Origin of the sequence: Lysobacter defluvii IMMIB APB-9 = DSM 18482 (assembly GCF_000423325.1) — a bacterium.
Classification (GTDB): Bacteria; Pseudomonadota; Gammaproteobacteria; order Xanthomonadales; family Xanthomonadaceae; genus Novilysobacter; species Novilysobacter defluvii.
In genome coordinates this window covers 306,799-322,309 of the sequence record NZ_AUHT01000005.1, presented here as the reverse complement: position 1 = coordinate 322,309, position 15,511 = coordinate 306,799, and the positions used below count along the sequence as shown (strand labels likewise).

The following is a 15,511-nucleotide window of genomic DNA, read 5'->3' as shown; positions in this document are numbered from 1 at the left end:
GCCGCGGCCCTCACGAGCGCATAACATCCGGAGTTCACTACAGGCCCCGGGGAGTGCCATGAGACTGCACCGCGCCGTGCTGCCGCTGTTGATCGCGTTCACCCTTCCCGCCACGGCGCTGCCGGTCTCGGCCGCCGAGCGTGGCCTCCAGCCCGAGGACCTCGTCGGGCTGGACCGCTACTCCTCGCCGGTGCTGTCGTCCAACGGCCGGTTCCTCGTCTTCGCCAAGCGCGAAGTCGACATGGAGACCGGCAAGGCGACCAGCTCCCTGTGGATCGAGAACCTGCACGCCCGGGACTCGGCGCCACCGGTGCGGCTGACGCCGGAGGGGTGGAACGCCAATTCGCCCGCGTTCGCCCCCGACGGCAGCGGGGTGTTCTTCCTGAGCAGCCAGGACGGGAGCTCGCAGCTGTACCGGATCGGCCCGGACGGCGGCGAGCCGGTCAAGCTCACGTCCTACCCGGTCGACATCGGCGGATACCGGATCGGCCCCGACGGCCGGCAGGTCGCCTTCCATGCCGAGGTGTTCCCGGACTGCGGGGCCGACCTGGACTGCACGAAGCAGCGGCTGGACGCGCGCGAGGCCGACCCGGCCAGCGGCGTCGTGTACGACCGCATGTTCGTGCGGCACTGGGACGCGTGGGACGACGGGCGGCTCAACCGCGTGTTCGTGGCCGACCTGCAGACAGGCGCGGGCGATGCGGCGGAGCCGGTGCTGCTGGCGCCGGAACTGCACGCCAACGTGCCCTCGCGCCCGTTTGGCGGCTCGGAGGAATACACCTGGTCGCCCGACGGCCAATCGGTCGTGCTCAGTGCCCGCCTCGCCACCCCCGAGGAGCCCTGGTCGACCAACTTCGACCTGTACCGCGTCCCGGTGAACGGCGGCGCGGCGGTCAACCTGACGCCGGACAACCCGGCCTGGGACACCGGCGCGGTGTTTTCCCCGGACGGCGGCACGCTGTACTACCGGGCGATGAAGCGGCCCGGCTTCGAAGCCGATCGCTTCGGCATCATGGCGCTGGACCTGGCCAGCGGCGAGCGCCGCGAGGTCGCCCCGCAGTGGGACCGTTCGGCTGACAGCATCACCGTGTCGGCGGACGGGGAAACCCTCTATGTCACCGCGCAGGATACCGGCGAGCATCCGCTGTTCGCGGTGCACGCGGGCAGCGGCGGGGTGACGAAGATCATCGCCGGCGGCTCGGTCGGCTCGGTGCAGCTGCAGGGCGGCACCCTGGCCTTCACCCGCAACAGCCTGCACAGCGGCGACCAGGTCTTGGTCGGCGGGATCGGGGGCGCGCCGGAGCGGGCGATCACCCCCTCGGCCGGCGAGATGCTGCCGGACGTGCGATTCGGAGAGTACGAGCAGTTCCAGTTCAAGGGCTGGAACGACGGGACCGTCCACGGCTACGTGCTCAAGCCGTGGAACTACGAGGAAGGCAAGCGCTACCCGGTGGCCTTCCTGATCCACGGCGGCCCGCAGGGCAGCTTCGGCAATGGCTGGAGCTACCGATGGAACCCGCAGACGTACGCGGGGCAGGGGTACGCGGTGGTGATGATCGACTTCCACGGCTCGGTCGGCTACGGCCAGGAGTTCACCGACGCGATCAGCCAGCACTGGGGTGACCGCCCGCTGGAGGACCTGCAGAAGGGCTGGCGCGCCGCGCAGCGCAGGTACGGCTTCCTGGACGGCGCCAACGCCTGCGCGCTGGGCGCCAGCTACGGCGGCTACATGGTCAACTGGATCGCCGGCAACTGGCATACCCCGTCCTCGGGCGCCTGGAAGTGCCTGGTCAACCACGACGGCGTGTTCGACACCCGCATGATGGGCTTCGCCACCGAGGAGCTGTGGTTCACCGAGTGGGAGAACGGCGGCACCCCCTGGCAGGTCCCGGAGAACTACGAGCGCTTCAACCCGGTGCACCACGTCGGGGAATGGCGCGTGCCGATGCTGGTGATCCACGGCGAGAAGGACTTCCGCATCCCGGTCAGCCAGGGCCTGGCCGCCTTCACCGCGCTGCAGCGGCAGGGCATCGAGTCAAAGTTCCTGTACTTCCCCGACGAGAACCACTGGGTCCTGCAGCCGCACAACTCGCTGCTGTGGCACCGCACCGTCAACGACTGGCTGCGCCAGCACCTGGGCCAGTAAGGCCGCCCGCCCCAAGGATTCCGCATGCCCGTCGAAAGCAGTGCCCTGATCACCAACGACGCCGTCGTCCTCGGCCTGCTGGCCGTCACCCTGGGCGCGGTCTTCTGGACCGCCTCACGCCCGTCCGGGTTCTGGCACCGGTTCTACACTTACGTGCCGGCGCTGCTGATGTGCTACCTGGTGCCGGCCATCTACAACAGCATCGGGCTGATCGACGGCAATGCCTCGGGGCTGTACCCGATGGCGCGCGACTACCTGCTGCCCAGCTCGCTGGTGCTGCTGTGTATCGCCATCGACCTGGGCGCGGTGCTGAGGCTGGGGCCCAAGGCGGTGATCATGTTCCTCACCGGCACCGCCGGCGTGATGCTCGGTGCGCTGGTCGCGTTCCTGGCGATGGGCGTGATCCAGCCGTCGGCGGTGGCCGGCGAGACCTGGCGCGGGATGACCACGGTCGCGGGCAGCTGGATCGGCGGTGGCGCCAACCAGGCGGCGATGAAGGAGGTTTTCGACGTCGACGCGACGCTGTTCGGCCAGTTCATCGCCGTCGACGTGCTGGTGGCCAACGTGTGGATGGCGATCCTGCTGTTCCTGGCGGCGCGCGCGAAGGCCTTCGACCGCTGGACCCGCGCGGACACCACGGCGATCGACGACCTGAAGCGGCGGATCGAGGACTACCAGGCGCAGCACTCGCGCATCCCGACGCTCGCCGACCTGATGGTCATCCTGGCGGTGGGCCTGGGCGTGACCGGCCTGTCGCACTTCCTGGCCGAGCCGCTGGTGGCCTGGATCGCCAGCCTGCCCGAGTCCTGGCGGCTGCAGGACTACAGCCTGACCTCCGGCTTCTTCTGGCTGGTGGTGCTGGCGACCACCTTCGGGGTGATCCTCAGCTTCACCCGGGCGCGGCGCCTGGAAGGAGTGGGGGCTTCGCGGATCGGTTCGGCCATGCTGTACGTGCTGGTGGCGACCATCGGCATGCACATGGACCTGGGCGCGCTGCTCGACCGGCCGTGGCTGTTCCTGCTCGGGCTGATCTGGATTTCCGTGCACGCCGGGCTGATGCTGCTGGTGGCCAAGCTGATCCGTGCGCCGCTGTTCTTCATGGCCGTGGGCTCGCAGGCCAACATTGGCGGCGCGGCCTCGGCACCGGTCGTGGCCAGTGCCTTCCACCCCGCGCTGGCGCCGGTCGGCGTGTTGCTGGCGGTGCTCGGCTACGCGCTGGGCACCTACTTCGCCTACATCACCGGGCTGATGTTGCAGGCGGTCGCGACCTGATCGCCAACTCCCCTGCATGACGGGGCGCGCCGGGGTGTTACCGGCGCCGGCCCCACGCCCATGCCAGGGCAACGTGGACAGGAAGCACTGCAAGGATCCAGTGCAGGTCCTGCTGCGGGAAGCGCGAGAGGCCGTAGACGAACCCGGCGGCGATCGTGGTACACACCGGGACCCAGAGCAGGGCGCGGAACCAGCGCCCCGACACCCGCCCGCGGATCCACGCGATCGCGCCGGGGAGCAGCAACACGCACACCGGGCTGAACACCAGCAGGTTGCGGTTGGCCCAGCCGAAGCGGTGCTCGGTGCCCAGCCAGATGAACAGCATCAGGGCCGCGAGCACCGAGCACAGCGACCAGAACACCAGCGCGAACGCGCCACCCAGGCGGGGTCGTCGGACCGCGAGCCAGCCGGCGCCGGCGGCGACCAGCACCCCGCCCAGCAGCCACGGCCACCAGCGGCGCGGCAGTTCCGCCGGTTCCGGCGGCAGGCGGTGCGGCAGGATCCGCTCCTCGTGGCTGACCAGCGGCCGGCCCTCGGCGTTGCGCGCCCTGCGCAGCTGCGCCTGCAGGCGCATCGGCACGAAGGCCTCTTCCCATAGCGACAGCGGACGGTCCGAAGCCGGGCCCAGTCCCAGGTCGAAACCCAGCCACATCATGGGTTCTGGCCGTGCCAGGCGGGTGGCCTCGCTGCGGTAGCTGCTGCCGCGCGAGCCGGCCATCTGCGAACGCAGGGAGCCGCCCAGCGCCTCGTCCAAGGCGTCGCGCACGCGGGTCGAGCAGTTGTCCAGGAAGTAGTCGTAGCCGTAGCGGGCGTTCTCCGGCCGGGCGTTCCACTCCAGCTGTGCCGCCAGCTCGGTCGCCACGTCGGGCTCCAGGTCCAGCCACTGGATGTCCACCCCGCGGCCGACGTCGCGGTAGTAGGCCAGGTCCTGCTCCAGCGGCAGCGCGACCAGCTGGTACTGCATCTCACCGCGGATGAAGCCGGTGATGAATCCCGGCTCGGTCGGGTCGAAGTAGCCGAAGTTGTAGGAGGTGGCGGCGCCGGTGGCGGGGTCGGCGACCACCAGCGCGTTGTGGCCAAAGCGCTCGAAGAAGACCTCGCCCGGCTGCATGGTCAGCACCGCGATGCGGGGGGCGGCGCCGGCGGCAGTCGCCAGCAGCAGCGACAGCAGGGCCAGCGCGGACAGCAGCAGCCGGCGCGTGCGGGCCCGGCGCGCCTGCCGTGCCCGCCCGGGGTCAGGCATCGCCCAGCACGCTGACGTGGAAGGCGTGCACCCTGCGCGCGTCGGCGCTGGCGACGCGGAACACGAAGCGCGACAGCGTCAGCTCCTCGCCGGCCTCGGGCAAGTGGCCGATGGCGCCGGTGACCAGCCCGCCGATGGTGTCGTACTCGTCGTCGTCGAAGTCGGCCCCGAAGCGCTCGTTGAAGTCCTCGATCGGGGTCAGCGCGTCGACGACGAACTGGCCGTCGGCCTGGGCGGCGATCAGCGCGTTGGGGTCCTCGGCATCGTCGTGCTCGTCGTCGATCTCGCCGACGATCTGCTCCAGCACGTCCTCGATGGTCAGCAGGCCGGCGACGCCCCCGTACTCGTCGACAACGATCGCCATGTGGTTGCGCGACTGGCGGAACTCGCGCAGCAGCACCACCAGGCGCTTGGATTCGGGGATCAGCACCGCCGGGCGCAGCAGGGCGTGCACGTCCACCTTCCCGCGGCCGTTGGCGAAGCCGCGCAGCAGGTCCTTGGCCAGCAGGATGCCCAGGATCTGGTCCTTGTCATCGCCGTGGACGGGGAAACGGGAGTGGCCGGACTCGACCACCAGCCCGAGCAGTTCATCGAGCGGGGCCTCGGCCGGGAGCATGACCATCTGCGAGCGCGGGATCATCACGTCGCCCACGCTGAGGTCGGAGACCGCGATCGCGCCCTCCATCATGCTCAGGGTGTCGGTTTCGATCAGGCCGTCGGCGTGCGCGTCGCGCAGCAGTTCGACGAGGTCCTCGCGGTTGGAGGGCTCGCCGGACAGCGCGGAACTGAGCCGGTCGAACCAGCTGCGGCGTTTTTCCTGGGGGCGGTCCGTCGCCCCGTTGGGAGACGGAGGGTGGCTACTGTCGTCCTCGGACATCAGGTGTCTTGTTTCGTGGGGTGCCCCGGTGGGCATTGGGTGCGAGTCTAACGCAGCTGCGCCCCGCGGGCGCGGGGTTCAGCCCTCGCCGTAGGGGTCCTGGATGCCAAGCCCGGCGAGGATCTCGCGCTCCAGCTGCTCCATGGCCTCGGCCTCGACCTCGTCCTCGTGGTCCCAGCCCAGCAGGTGCAGCGCGCCGTGGACGGTCAGGTGGGCGTAGTGGTCGCGCACGGCCTTGCCCTGTTCGGCGGCCTCGCGGGCCACCACGGGTGCGCAGATGACCAGGTCGCCCAGCAGCGGCAGCTTCACGCCCTCGGGCAGCTCGGCAGGGAAGCTGAGCACGTTGGTGGCGTAGTCCTTGCCACGGTAATGGCGGTTGAGCGCGCGGCCCTCGTCCTCGTCGACGAGCCGGACCGCCAGGTCCGCCTCGCGGATGCGGCCGTGCAGCGCCGCCGCCACCCAGGTACGGAAGCTCGATGCGGCGGGGATGCCGGTACGGGGCAGGGCGTAGCTGACGGCAACGTCCAGGATCACGGGCCCGCGGGTCATCACGCCGCCTCAGCCCGCGTCCTTGCGCGACGCCGGGCCGGGCTCCGCGGTGCGCTGGTCGCGCGAGTCGTAGGCATCGACGATCCGGGCCACCAGCGGGTGGCGCACCACATCCTTCGCCTCGAAGAAGGTGAAGCCGACCCCGTCCACGTCGCGCAGCACCTCCAGCGCGTCCTTGAGGCCGGATTTCTGGTGCCTGGGCAGGTCGACCTGGGTCAGGTCGCCGGTGACCACCGCGGTGCTGCCGTAGCCGATGCGGGTGAGGAACATCTTCATCTGCTCGATGGTGGTGTTCTGGGCCTCGTCCAGGATCACCCAGGCGTCGTTGAGGGTGCGGCCGCGCATGTAGGCCAGAGGCGCGACCTCGATGACGTTCTTCTCCAGCAGCTTGACCACGGTCTCCACGCCCAGCATCTCGTACAGGGCGTCGTAGAGGGGGCGCAGGTAGGGGTCGACCTTCTGGCTCAGGTCGCCGGGCAGGAAGCCGAGCTTCTCGCCGGCCTCCACCGCCGGGCGCACCAGCACCAGCCGCTGCACCCGCGACTGGTTCAGCGCCTCCACCGCGCTGGCAACGGCCAGGAAGGTCTTGCCGGTGCCCGCCGGCCCGATCCCGAAGTTGATGTCGTGCACGGCGATCGAGTGCAGGTAGCGGGCCTGGTTGTCGCCGCGCCCGCGGATCGTGCCGCGCTTGACCTTGATCGCGACTTCCTGCGGCTCGATGTCGTCGTTGGCCAGCTTGGAGGCCTCCGCCTCGGCCAGCGCCAGGTGCACGGAGGGCTCGTCCAGCACCTGCACCTCGGTGTCCTCCCACAGCTTGCGCAGCATGCGCTCGATCCGGCCCACCGCGGGACGGGACCCGGTGAGCCGGTAGACGTTGCCGCGATTGGCGACTTCGACCCCGCTGCGCATCTCGATCATCCGCAGGTGGGCGTCGAAGGGACCGTTGAGGTTGGCCAGGCGTCCCGTGTCGGCGGGCTCGAGGGTGAACTCGGAAGTGGTGCGTGCAGCCATCGTGTCGGAGGCGGTTCGCGTCGGGGGAGAGGGGCAGCTTGCGCCGGCCGGGTCCATTTCGCAAAGTGGCGGCGTCTAGGAAACGTCAACGGGGTGGGGCATGGGGATGGGACGGAGCCGCCTGCGCGCGGCGCTGGTGGTGGGGCTGCTCGCCCTGGCGGGGCCGGCGCTGGCCGAGGTGACGGTGCTGGGTGCCAAGCGGATCCACTCGATGGAGGCCGACCAGCCCCCTGCCACCGCGATCGCCTGGGAGGACGGCCGCATCCTCGCGCTGGGCACGCCGGAGGAGCTGCAGGCGCGCTATCCCGGTGCGCGCTTGCTCGACATGGGCGATGCCACCGTCATACCCGGGCTGATCGACGCCCACGGACACGTGGCAAGCCTCGGGTTCGAGCAGATGCAGGCGCGGCTCGCCGGTGCGTCAAGCCTGGAGGAGGCCCTGCGGCGGCTGGAGGAGTTCGCGCGCGGGCAGCCGGAGGGCTGGGTGCTCGGCCGCGGCTGGGACCAGAACCTGTGGCCGGGGCAGGAGTTCCCGACCGCGGCCGACCTGGACGCGCTGTTCCCCGACCGCCCGGTCTGGCTGCGCCGCGTCGACGGACACGCCGGCTGGGCCAACTCGGCGGCGATGGCGCTGGTGGAGCGCGACCTGTCCGGCGACTGGCAGCCTGACGGCGGCCGGATCCTGCGCGACGACCAAGGGCGGCCGACCGGGATCTTCGTGGATGCGGCAATGGACCTGGTCAGCGCCGCCATGCCCGCCGGCGACGCGGCCCTGTCCACCCGTGCGCTGGAGCTGGGCATGGCCTCGGCGGTCGAGCATGGATTGACCGGCGTGCATGACGCCGGGGTATCGCTGCGGCAACTGGAGGCCTACCGCGCGCTGGCCGATGCCGGGCGCATGCCGATGCGGGTTTACGCAATGGCCGATGGCGACTCCGCCGCGCTGGCGCACCTGTGCGAGGCGGGGGTGTATGCCCACCCGGGCGGACGGCTGCAGATGCGCGCGGTGAAGCTGTTCTCCGACGGCGCGCTGGGCAGCCGCGGCGCCGCCCTGCTGGAGGACTACAGCGACGAGCACGGCAATCGAGGCCTGCTGCTGCTCACCCCGGAGAAGATGTCCGACGTGGTGGCGCGTGCCCGCGACTGCGGCGTGCAGGTGGCGACGCACGCGATCGGTGACCGCGGTAACCGGCTCGTGCTGGATACCTACGAAGCCGCGCTGGGGCCGGACGGCGCCGCGCTGCGCTGGCGGATCGAGCATGCGCAGATCCTCGAACCCGGCGACCTGCCGCGGCTGGCGGAACTGGGCGTGATCGCGTCCATGCAGCCCACCCATGCCACCAGCGACATGCCCTGGGCCGAGGACCGCATCGGTCCGGAGCGCGTGCTCGGCGCCTATGCCTGGCGGCGGCTCCGCGACAGCGGTGCACGACTGGCGCTGGGCTCGGACTTCCCTGTGGAATCGGTGGACCCGCGCCTGGGGCTGTACTCGGCGGTGACCCGTACCGACCGGGAGGGGCTGCCGGAGGGTGGATGGCACCCGCAGGAGAAGCTGACCGCCTTCGAGGCCCTGCGCGGCTTCACGCTGGACGCGGCATGGGCCGGGTTCGCGGAGGACGAGGTCGGCAGCCTCGGCCCCGGCAAGCGCGCCGACTTCGTGGTCCTGGCGGAGGATCCGCTGGCCATCGACGGGGACGGATTGGACGAGCTGACGGTGCTGTCGACGTGGGTCGACGGGGAGGCGGTGTATCGCAGGGGGGAGTAGGGCGCCGGAGTTGCGGTTCTGGCGGGCAGAAGCGGGAACCGGGAACAGGGAACCGGGAACGAGGGGTGTGTCGTTGGTTGCCTTTCGGGGGCGGGTTAAGCGTCAGGGGGCGCGCGAGGGGGGGGGCAGGGGGTCAGCGGGTGAGGATTCGGCCGCGCAGGGAGTTGGACATGGCGCGGGTGATTTCGATGTCCACGAACTGGCCGACCAGGCGGGGGTGGCCGGGGAAGTTGACCGAGCGCATGTTCTCGGTCTTGCCGGTCAGTTCGTTGGGGTCCTTGCGGGAGGGGCCCTCGACCAGAACCTTCTGCACGGTCCCGACCATCGCCTCGGAGATCTTCCGGGCGTTGTCGTTGATCGCGGCCTGCAGCCTCGACAGCCGGGCGTGCTTCTCTTCCTGGCTGGTGGTGTCCTCCAGGTCGGCCGCCGGGGTGCCGGGGCGTCGGGAGTAGATGAAGGAGAAGCTCTGGTCGAAACCCACGTCCTCGATCAGCTTCATGGTCTTCTCGAAATCGGCGTCGGTCTCGCCCGGAAAGCCGACGATAAAGTCCGAGCTGATCGAGATGTCCGGCCGCACCGCGCGCAGCTTGCGCACCTTCTGCTTGAACTCCAGCGCGGTGTAGCCGCGCTTCATCGCGCTCAGCACCCGGTCCGAGCCCGATTGCACCGGCAGGTGCAGGTAGTTGGCCAGTTGCGGCACGTCCCGGTAGGCCTCCACCAGCGAATCGGAGAACTCCAGCGGGTGCGAGGTGGTGAAGCGGATGCGGTCGATGCCTTCGATCTGCGCCACCGCGCGGATCAGCAGGCCGAGGTCCGCGGTGCCCGCGTCGTTGCCGTCCTCGTCGGCCATCGGGCCGCGGTAGGCGTTGACGTTCTGCCCCAGCAGGTTGACCTCGCGCACGCCGGCGGCGGCGAGCTGGGCGACCTCCACCAGCACGTCCTCGAACGGCCGGCTGATCTCCTCGCCACGCGTGTAGGGCACCACGCAGAAGCTGCAGTACTTGGAGCAGCCCTCCATGATCGAGACGAACGCGGTTGGGCCCTCGGCGCGTGGCTCGGGCAGGCGGTCGAACTTCTCGATCTCCGGGAAGCTGGTGTCGACCTGCGGCAGGCCGGTCTCGCGGCGCCCGCGGATCAGCTCGGGCAGCCGGTGCAGCGTCTGCGGGCCGAACACCAGGTCCACGTGCGGGGCGCGCTTGACGATCGCCTCGCCTTCCTGGCTCGCAACGCAGCCGCCGACCCCGATCAGCACCGGCCGATCGCCGTTCTTGAGCGCCTTCCAGCGGCCCAGCTGGCTGAATACCTTCTCCTGGGCCTTCTCGCGGATCGAGCAGGTGTTGACCAGGATGACGTCGGCCTCCTCGGCCTTGTCGGTCAGCTCCAGGCCCTCCGCCGCGGCGAGCACGTCGGCCATGCGGGCCGAGTCGTACTCGTTCATCTGGCAGCCGTGGGTCTGGATGTAGAGCTTGCCGCGGGCGGGCAGGCTCGGCGCCTCGGGCGCGGGGGCGAGGGTGTCGGTCATGGGGTGTCCGGGGTGGCGGCGGTCAATCCGCGCCGGAAAACCCGGGATTCTACCGTGCCTGTTGCGCCACAAGGGGGCCGTCGGCAGAATCGCGCACATGAGGAGGGGAGGGGCGACCACGCTGCTTGTCCTTGCGTGCCTGCTGGCGGCGCCCGCCGCGGTCGCCGGCACGATCTGGCGCTGCGACGGCCCCGACGGGGCGATCAGCTACGTCAGCAAGAAGGTGGCCGGTGCGAAGTGCACCGCCGTCAGCCACTACAAGTCCAGTCCCGCACCCTCGCGCCCGGCCGCGAAGGCCGACGCGGCCGCGGTGGTCACCAGTTCGGCGACGGCGGTGCCGGGTTCGAAAATGACCAACGCCGCGCCGCCCTCGGGGGGCGGCTCCGGTGCCGGCACCCGGCGGGTGCAGGGGCAGGTCTACTCGTACATCAAGGACGGCGTGCGCCACTACACCAGCGCGCCGCCACCGCGCGGAACGGCGACCGGCCGGGTCCGCACCATCAGCTACAGCTTCATGGAGACCTGCTTCGCCTGCGCGCCCAGCGGGCCGGACTTCGGCAAGGTGCGCCTGAACACCACGGCCTATGCGGCCGAGATCGCCGAGGCCGCCCGGCGTCACGGGGTGGACGAGGCGGTGGTGCGGGCGATCATCCATGCCGAGTCCTCGTTCAACCCCAACGCGCTCTCCCGGGTGGGCGCGCAGGGCCTGATGCAGCTGATGCCGGCGACGGCGCGGCGTTTCGGCGTCGACAACCCGTTCGACGCGGCCCAGAACATCCAGGGCGGGGTCCAGTACCTGGCCTGGCTGCTCAAGCGCTTCGACGGCGACCTGACCCTGGCGGCGGCGGGCTACAACGCCGGCGAGGGCAACGTCGACAAGTACGACGGCGTGCCCCCCTTTGGCGAGACCCAGCGCTACGTGCAGCGGGTCGGCGTGCTGGCGCAGCGCTACCGCGACGCCATGCGCGCGGGCTGAAGCGGATTGTGGGGTTGTTAAGGCTTCCGTTACACTGGCGCGTCTTTATGGGCCGCCCCGCCACCTCACCGGCCGGGCAGCCCGGCGGATTCCCATTTCAGATGTTCTGCGGAGTGCCGGATGGCCAACGAAGGGGTCACTGATCCTCAATACGAGCCCGTGAACACGGGGCGGCGGCGGTTCCTGACCGCCACCACGGCGGTGGTCGGTGCCGTCGGCGCCGGTTTCGCCGCGGTTCCGTTCATCAAGTCCTGGAACCCGAGCGAGCGCGCCAAGCAGGCCGGTGCGCCGATCACGGTGGACATCAGTGCGCTCGAGGTCGGCCAGCGGCTGGTCCACGAGTGGCGCGGCCAGCCGATCTGGATCGTGCGCCGGTCCCCGGCCGTGCTGGAGGCACTGCCGACCCTGGACGACCAGCTGCGCGACCCGATGTCGGAGAACCCCGAGCAGCAGCCGGCCTACGTGCTGGAAGGTGACCCCCACCTGCGCTCGCTGCGCCCGGAGGTCTCGGTGCTGGTCGGGCTGTGCACCCACCTGGGCTGCGCCCCCGAGATGAAGGCCGAGATCCGGCCCGAGCCATTCGACGCGAACTGGAAGGGCGGCTATTTCTGCCCCTGCCACAAGTCCAAGTTCGACATGTCCGGTCGCGTCTACCAGGGCGTGCCGGCGCCGACGAACCTGATCGTACCGCCGCATTACTACGCCGACGAGAACACCATCGTCGTCGGGGTCGATCCGCAGGGGGCCGCATAAGCCATGGCGAACTTCATCACCCGCGGTGCCACCACCGCCTGGGACTGGGTCAACGCGCGCGCGCCCGGCATGATGCCGGTGTACCGCAAGCACATGTCCGAGTACTACGCGCCGAAGAACTTCAACGTCTGGTACTACTTCGGCGTGCTGGCGATGGTGGTCCTGGTCAACCAGATCCTGACCGGGATCTTCCTGACCATGCACTACAAGCCCAGCGCCGCCGAGGCCTTCGCCTCGGTCGAGTACATCATGCGCGACGTGGAGTGGGGCTGGCTGATCCGGTACATGCACTCCACCGGGGCCTCGCTGTTCTTCATCGTGGTCTACATCCACATGTTCCGCGGCCTGATGTACGGCTCGTACCAGAAGCCGCGCGAACTGGTGTGGATCATCGGCATGCTGATCTACCTGGTCCTGATGGCCGAGGCCTTCATGGGCTACGTGCTGCCCTGGGGCCAGATGTCGTTCTGGGGCGCGAAGGTGATCATCTCGCTGTTCGGCGCGATCCCGGTGATCGGCGGCGGGCTGACCGAGTGGATCATGGGCGACTACCTGCCCTCCGACGCCACCCTGGGCCGCTTCTTCGCCCTGCACGTGATCGCGCTGCCGCTGGTCCTGCTGCTGCTGGTCGTGCTGCACATCGGCGCGCTGCACGAGGTCGGCTCCAACAATCCGGACGGCATCGATATCAAGCAGGGGCCGAAGGGCAACCGCTGGTCGCCGACCGCGCCGGCCGACGGGATCCCGTTCCACCCGTACTACACGGTGCACGACCTGGTCGGCATCGGATTCTTCCTGATCATCGCCGCGTTCATCATCTTCTTCGCGCCGGCGTTCGGCGGCTGGTTCCTGGAGCACGACAACTTCACCGAGGCCAACCGCCTGGTGACCCCGGAGCACATCAAGCCGGTCTGGTACTACACCCCGTTCTACGCGATGTTGCGGGTGGTCCCGGACAAGCTCGGCGGCGTGCTGGTGATGTTCGGTGCGATCGCGATCCTGTTCCTGGTGCCGTGGCTGGACCGCAGCAAGGTGCGCTCGCACCGCTACCGCGGCTGGATCACCAAGCTGATGCTCGCGCTGCTGGCGATCAGCTTCATCTGGCTGGGCAAGATCGGCGCCGGCCCGGGCACCGACCCGGTCGAGACGATCATCGGCCGCATCCTCACCGCCGTGTACTTCCTGATCTTCCTGACCATGCCGATCTGGACGAAGCTCGACAAAACCAAGCCGTTGCCGGAACGGGTGACCACGCATGAATAAGCCGACACTCTCCCGGATCCGTGCCCGCATGTTCGGAAGGTTCGCCATCGCCGCCGCCGGCCTGCTGCTGTCGGCCTCCGCCCTGGCCGCCGCCGGCGGCGAGGTCCAGCAGGCGGGTACCGACCTCGGCGACCGCGGTTCGCTGCAGCGCGGCGCCAAGCTGTACATGAACTACTGCGCCGGCTGCCACTCGCTGGAGCACCTGCGCTACTCGCGCATGGCCGAGGACCTCGGCCTGACCGAGGAGCAGGTGATGGAGAACCTGAACTTCACCGGCGGGCAGATCGGCGACCACATCGTCAACTCGATGCCGGCGGACGCCGCCGCGGACTGGTTCGGCAAGCCGCCGCCGGACCTGACGCTGATCTCGCGCGTGCGCGGGCCCGACTGGCTGTACACCTACCTGAAGTCGTTCTACCTCGACGAGAGCGCGGTGCTGGGCTGGAACAACAAGCTGTTCCCGAACGTTTCCATGCCCAATCCGCTCTGGCCGCTGCAGGGCATCCAGCACGCCGAGTACGGCGCACCGGATCCGTCCACCGGCGAGCGTCCGGTGGTCGGGCTGACCGTGGCCACTCCCGGCTCGGTCTCGCCGGAGGAGTTCGACCAGGCCGTGCGCGACATCACCGCGTTCCTGGAGTACGCCGGCGAGCCGGCCGCACTCAAGCGCGAGCGCGTCGGTGTCTGGGTGATCTTCTTCCTGGCCGTGTTCACGTTCCTTGCCTGGCTGCTCAACAGGGAGTATTGGCGGGACGTGAAGTAACGCTGCCCAACGGTTGCGCGACCACGGGCCCGGCAATGCCGGGCCCTGCCGCAGGCAGCCGGCGCCACCGGGGAGGGTGGCGGGGAGACGGCGGCCGGGGCGGCGGCACCGTCCACGTGGGGTGGGCGGCCTTTTTGCGTCCGGCACACCCGGACACCGGAGAGAGGTCGAAATGGCAGCGAGCCAACGTTTGCGCAACGCACTAACCCTGTTCTCCTCCACCGATTGCGTGCTGTGCCACCGCGTCCGGCTGGTGCTGGCCGCCAAGGGCGTGAGCTACGACCTGATCCCGGTCGACCCCCAGGACCCGCCCGAGGACCTGATCGACCTCAATCCGTACCACTCGGTCCCGACCCTGGTGGAGCGCGACATGGTTCTGTACGCCGCCAGCGTGCTGAGCGAGTACATCGACGAGCGCTACCCGCATCCCCCGCTGATGCCGATCGACCCGCTGTCGCGGGCGCGGTTGCGCCTGGGCATGCTGCGGCTCGAGCACGACTGGGTCCCGCAGGTGCAGGCGATCCAGCTCGGCACGCGTGCCCAGGCCGACGCCGGGCGCAAGCGGCTGAAGGAGCTGCTGACCGCGTCCGTGCCGCTGTTCAAGGCCTACAAGTTCTTCCTGAACCCGGAGATGAGCCTGGCCGACTGCGCCATGGCGCCGATCATCTGGCGGCTGGATGCGCTCGGGGTCTCGCTGCCGCGCGACGGCGCGAAGACCATCGAGGAGTACGGCAACCGGATCTTCCGGAACCCCGGCTTCGCGCGCAGCCTCACCGAGCAGGAACGGCGCCTGCGCGAGCTGCCCTGACCGGCCCGATGTCCGACTCCCTGCCGCCGATGACCAGCCACCGTCCGTACCTGTTGCGGGCGCTGTACGAGTGGATCGCCGACAACGGGCTGACGCCGCACCTGCTGGTGGATGCCACCCGGCCCGGCGTGCAGGTGCCGCCCCACGCGGTCCAGGACGGCCGGGTGGTGCTCAACATCGCCGACCGCGCCGTCGCCGGGCTGGAGATGGACAACGAGCAGATCCGCTTCAGCGCGCGCTTTGGTGGGGTGAGCCAGGCGGTCCGGGTTCCGGTCGGGGCGGTGCTGGCGATCTACGCGCGCGAGAACGGGCAGGGCATGGCCCTGCCCGACGACCCGGTGGCTGGCGACGACGGGCACGACGACGCCGCCGAATCCGCCCCGCCTGCCGCCAGGCCCGGGCTGAGCGCCGTCCCGGACAGCGGAGGCGGTGCGGAGGCCGGCGCCGGCCGCCCGCGCGAGGAAGGTGAAGGCGACGACGGGAATGGCGACGGCGGCGACGACGGTCCCGATTCCCCGGGCCCGCGCCGCGGCGGCCACCTGCGGGTCGTGAAGTAGGCCCGG

14 protein-coding genes are annotated in these 15,511 nt (G+C 70.1%); 9 read left to right on the top strand and 5 right to left on the bottom strand.

Going from position 1 to position 15,511, the window contains the following annotated elements:
* The first annotated feature begins 58 nt into the window (after positions 1 to 58).
* Together G545_RS0103795 and G545_RS0103790 are read left to right on the top strand one after the other, a co-directional pair.
* Complete coding sequence (locus G545_RS0103795; RefSeq protein WP_027069230.1) at positions 59 to 2,146, top strand: dipeptidyl-peptidase 5; 2,088 nt, start codon at positions 59 to 61, stop codon at positions 2,144 to 2,146.
* A gap of 24 nt (positions 2,147 to 2,170) precedes the next feature.
* A complete protein-coding gene (locus G545_RS0103790) occupies positions 2,171 to 3,418 on the top strand; it encodes a DUF819 family protein (protein WP_036136025.1) in 1,248 nt (415 codons plus the stop codon).
* Between the two features lie 37 nt (positions 3,419 to 3,455).
* Here the strand turns inward: G545_RS0103790 and G545_RS0103785 are convergent, their stop codons facing one another.
* From G545_RS0103785 to G545_RS0103770, 4 genes are all read right to left on the bottom strand, one after another.
* Entirely contained in the window at positions 3,456 to 4,661 is a 1,206-nt protein-coding gene (locus tag G545_RS0103785; protein WP_052106533.1) for a lipoprotein N-acyltransferase Lnb domain-containing protein, read from the bottom strand.
* A complete protein-coding gene (locus G545_RS0103780) occupies positions 4,654 to 5,538 on the bottom strand; it encodes an HlyC/CorC family transporter (RefSeq protein WP_027069227.1) in 885 nt (294 codons plus the stop codon). Before G545_RS0103780 ends, G545_RS0103785 begins: the two co-directional genes overlap by 8 nt.
* A 78-nt stretch (positions 5,539 to 5,616) precedes the next feature.
* Complete coding sequence (ybeY, locus tag G545_RS0103775) at positions 5,617 to 6,087, bottom strand: rRNA maturation RNase YbeY (protein ID WP_027069226.1); 471 nt, start codon at positions 6,085 to 6,087, stop codon at positions 5,617 to 5,619.
* 9 nt (positions 6,088 to 6,096) lie between these two features.
* Positions 6,097 to 7,098, bottom strand: a complete 1,002-nt coding sequence (locus tag G545_RS0103770; RefSeq protein ID WP_027069225.1) for a PhoH family protein — start codon at positions 7,096 to 7,098, stop codon at positions 6,097 to 6,099.
* 100 nt (positions 7,099 to 7,198) lie between these two features.
* Between G545_RS0103770 and G545_RS0103765 the strand changes: the two genes are divergently transcribed.
* Complete coding sequence (locus G545_RS0103765) at positions 7,199 to 8,863, top strand: amidohydrolase (RefSeq protein ID WP_027069224.1); 1,665 nt, start codon at positions 7,199 to 7,201, stop codon at positions 8,861 to 8,863.
* A 133-nt stretch (positions 8,864 to 8,996) separates the two neighbouring features.
* On the opposite strand, the gene miaB is transcribed toward G545_RS0103765, so the two are convergent.
* Positions 8,997 to 10,385 carry a tRNA (N6-isopentenyl adenosine(37)-C2)-methylthiotransferase MiaB gene (gene miaB / locus G545_RS0103760; RefSeq protein ID WP_027069223.1) on the bottom strand — a complete coding sequence of 463 codons (1,389 nt, stop codon included), beginning with the start codon at positions 10,383 to 10,385 and terminating at the stop codon, positions 8,997 to 8,999.
* Between the two features lie 97 nt (positions 10,386 to 10,482).
* On the opposite strand from miaB, the gene G545_RS0103755 reads away from it, so the two are divergent.
* From G545_RS0103755 to G545_RS13420, 6 genes are all read left to right on the top strand, one after another.
* A complete protein-coding gene (locus G545_RS0103755; protein WP_027069222.1) occupies positions 10,483 to 11,361 on the top strand; it encodes a lytic transglycosylase domain-containing protein in 879 nt (292 codons plus the stop codon).
* A gap of 120 nt (positions 11,362 to 11,481) precedes the next feature.
* Entirely contained in the window at positions 11,482 to 12,114 is a 633-nt protein-coding gene (gene petA / locus G545_RS0103750) for a ubiquinol-cytochrome c reductase iron-sulfur subunit (protein WP_027069221.1), read from the top strand.
* 3 nt (positions 12,115 to 12,117) lie between these two features.
* Positions 12,118 to 13,377: a cytochrome b gene (locus G545_RS0103745; protein ID WP_027069220.1), complete on the top strand. Its 1,260-nt coding sequence runs from the start codon at positions 12,118 to 12,120 to the stop codon at positions 13,375 to 13,377.
* A 28-nt stretch (positions 13,378 to 13,405) separates the two neighbouring features.
* Positions 13,406 to 14,140, top strand: a complete 735-nt coding sequence (locus tag G545_RS0103740; protein WP_027069219.1) for a cytochrome c1 — start codon at positions 13,406 to 13,408, stop codon at positions 14,138 to 14,140.
* A gap of 172 nt (positions 14,141 to 14,312) precedes the next feature.
* Complete coding sequence (locus G545_RS0103735) at positions 14,313 to 14,948, top strand: glutathione S-transferase N-terminal domain-containing protein (RefSeq protein ID WP_027069218.1); 636 nt, start codon at positions 14,313 to 14,315, stop codon at positions 14,946 to 14,948.
* An 8-nt stretch (positions 14,949 to 14,956) separates the two neighbouring features.
* Positions 14,957 to 15,505, top strand: a complete 549-nt coding sequence (locus G545_RS13420; protein WP_154656510.1) for a ClpXP protease specificity-enhancing factor — start codon at positions 14,957 to 14,959, stop codon at positions 15,503 to 15,505.
* Positions 15,506 to 15,511: the final 6 nt, after the last annotated feature.

What these genes read in the sequence shown, in the direction of transcription:
- G545_RS0103795 (WP_027069230.1), top strand. Translation starts at nt 59, where the DNA reads ATGAGACTGCACCGCGCCGTGCTGCCGCTGTTGATCGCGTTCACCCTT.
- G545_RS0103790 (WP_036136025.1), top strand. Translation starts at nt 2,171, where the DNA reads ATGCCCGTCGAAAGCAGTGCCCTGATCACCAACGACGCCGTCGTCCTC.
- G545_RS0103785 (WP_052106533.1), bottom strand. Translation starts at nt 4,661, where the DNA reads ATGCCTGACCCCGGGCGGGCACGGCAGGCGCGCCGGGCCCGCACGCGC.
- G545_RS0103780 (WP_027069227.1), bottom strand. Translation starts at nt 5,538, where the DNA reads ATGTCCGAGGACGACAGTAGCCACCCTCCGTCTCCCAACGGGGCGACG.
- ybeY (WP_027069226.1), bottom strand. Translation starts at nt 6,087, where the DNA reads ATGACCCGCGGGCCCGTGATCCTGGACGTTGCCGTCAGCTACGCCCTG.
- G545_RS0103770 (WP_027069225.1), bottom strand. Translation starts at nt 7,098, where the DNA reads ATGGCTGCACGCACCACTTCCGAGTTCACCCTCGAGCCCGCCGACACG.
- G545_RS0103765 (WP_027069224.1), top strand. Translation starts at nt 7,199, where the DNA reads ATGGGGATGGGACGGAGCCGCCTGCGCGCGGCGCTGGTGGTGGGGCTG.
- miaB (WP_027069223.1), bottom strand. Translation starts at nt 10,385, where the DNA reads ATGACCGACACCCTCGCCCCCGCGCCCGAGGCGCCGAGCCTGCCCGCC.
- G545_RS0103755 (WP_027069222.1), top strand. Translation starts at nt 10,483, where the DNA reads ATGAGGAGGGGAGGGGCGACCACGCTGCTTGTCCTTGCGTGCCTGCTG.
- petA (WP_027069221.1), top strand. Translation starts at nt 11,482, where the DNA reads ATGGCCAACGAAGGGGTCACTGATCCTCAATACGAGCCCGTGAACACG.
- G545_RS0103745 (WP_027069220.1), top strand. Translation starts at nt 12,118, where the DNA reads ATGGCGAACTTCATCACCCGCGGTGCCACCACCGCCTGGGACTGGGTC.
- G545_RS0103740 (WP_027069219.1), top strand. Translation starts at nt 13,406, where the DNA reads ATGTTCGGAAGGTTCGCCATCGCCGCCGCCGGCCTGCTGCTGTCGGCC.
- G545_RS0103735 (WP_027069218.1), top strand. Translation starts at nt 14,313, where the DNA reads ATGGCAGCGAGCCAACGTTTGCGCAACGCACTAACCCTGTTCTCCTCC.
- G545_RS13420 (WP_154656510.1), top strand. Translation starts at nt 14,957, where the DNA reads ATGTCCGACTCCCTGCCGCCGATGACCAGCCACCGTCCGTACCTGTTG.